This is a genomic window from SAR324 cluster bacterium, from assembly GCA_029245725.1.
In the GTDB taxonomy this organism is placed as follows: domain Bacteria; phylum SAR324; class SAR324; order SAR324; family NAC60-12; genus JCVI-SCAAA005.
In genome coordinates, this window is sequence record JAQWOT010000371.1 from 1 (window position 1) to 1,774 (window position 1,774).

A 1,774-nucleotide genomic window follows, 5' to 3' on the forward strand; every position below is an offset into this window, starting at 1 on the left:
AACTGTTTTGCTCCACAGCTTGATAAGTCGAGTAGTCCATCCCTCTTCCAATAATTTGCTGATCAGCTTTCTCTGGAGGGCTTGAGGATTCATTGGAGGAATTCCGATCGCAGTCGCTATTGTTGATCGAGCCATCAGGCATGGTGGTGTTGCAGAACTTGGCTCTCTCTAGAATAGCACCAACTAGGTTGGCTTCAGTGAGATCCGACTCAGTGAGGTTTGCTTCACGTAAATCTGCACCGGTTAAATCAGCTTCACGTAGATCCGTTTGTCTAAGATCAGCACCTGATAAGTTAGATCCCATTGAGTAGATTTTAAACAAATCAGCTTCACGCAGATTGGCTCTCTGCAAATTCGTATTTATAAGTTGAGCATAGCCCAAATTCGCCTGATACAGATTAGCATCTCGTAAATTAGCTCTCTGTAAGTTGGCACTTGTAAGATTGCTTCTTTGAAGACTGACTCCATTTAAGTCACAGCCATCGCAAGACTTGGTCTCCAGCAGTTTCTTCTTGGCCGCTTCACCAGAGAGGACCTTACTGCTTTGATTTGAGCCTGCTTGGTCTTGCTCACAATCTCTGTTGTTGATGGAGCCATCGGGCATTGTAGTTTTGCATAACTGAGCATCTGTCAGGTTTGCGGATGGTCTACCACTAAGCCCTCCTATAGCTTCCCACCAAGTATCCACCAGATTCGCTCCAGTTAAATTCGCTCTGCTAAAGTTTGCTCCTACTAGTAACGCGTTGCTTAGGTCGGCTCCCGATAGGTTGGCATCCTCAAAATTGACACTCGTCAGATTTGCCTCCTCAAAGTTAGTACCGGACAGATCTGCTTTTGTCAGGTTAGCTCCACCAAGTGTGGTCGTAGCACCTTTCAGATTGGCTTGGGCCATGTGAACACTACTCAAGTCGGCCCCAGCCAGATCAGCTCCCGTTAGATCAGCTCCCGTTAGATCAGCTTTGCTTAGATTGGCACCTCTCAGAAATGCTTTACTAAGATTGACTTCTCTTAAATCGCACTCACTACACTCACTGGCTTCCAGTAATTGCTTCTTAGCTGCTTCCCCAGATAGCACTTCTACATTCTCAGAATTAGAGAGAGTCTCAGCCGGATGATCCAGCACGGAAGTGACTGGAGTCTCAGCTTGGCTGGCTGATGGCTCTGCTCTAGGCTCCCTAGATGCTAACGCCATCAATTTAAGTTTAGCCAGATTGAGTTGTGGTGCATCTGGGAACATCGAAATAAATCCCTCTAACAAAGCTGGGTCCTTTGAGTCTTTGACTAACTCCCAAGCTTCAGTAGCAAAGTCCTGTTCTGGAGTTGTTTCAGAAGCACTCACAGTTGGTGCCGATGGTCTCTCGGCTTCCACAGGAACAAAAAAGAAATCCCCGGTCACCGAGGACGAATCCCAAGGCACTTGCTGATCATTGCTCTCCCGCTGAACATCCGAACGGACTCGCTTGAAGACCTCTTCCAACTTCAAGCCTGGGGTCTTCATGTGCTCCAGCAACTTCGCCGTGAATAGGCCATTGTCTCCTTCCCCATCGGCTGCCACATTCCCAGGGGCTGTTGCATACGAGATGAACGATCCTGTTGGAGCAATCACTTGTGCTAACCCTCGACTTTCACTGCGAAAACTCCGCACAAATGGGTTGTTCCGGCAGGCATCGAGGATCACGATGTTCATCCCGTTACCGGCTGCTTCCATCTGACCCAATAGCTTGCCGACTGGGATCGCATCGTAGCGTACATCGGTCTCTGTGCTTGGGTTGAT

General features: G+C 48.3%; 1 protein-coding gene. It reads right to left on the reverse strand.

Annotated elements, in window-relative coordinates; all coding sequences use genetic code 11:
* Window positions 1–1,774, reverse strand: a 1,774-nt coding sequence (locus P8O70_20650; protein ID MDG2199251.1) for a pentapeptide repeat-containing protein, incomplete at both ends; no start/stop codon positions are given.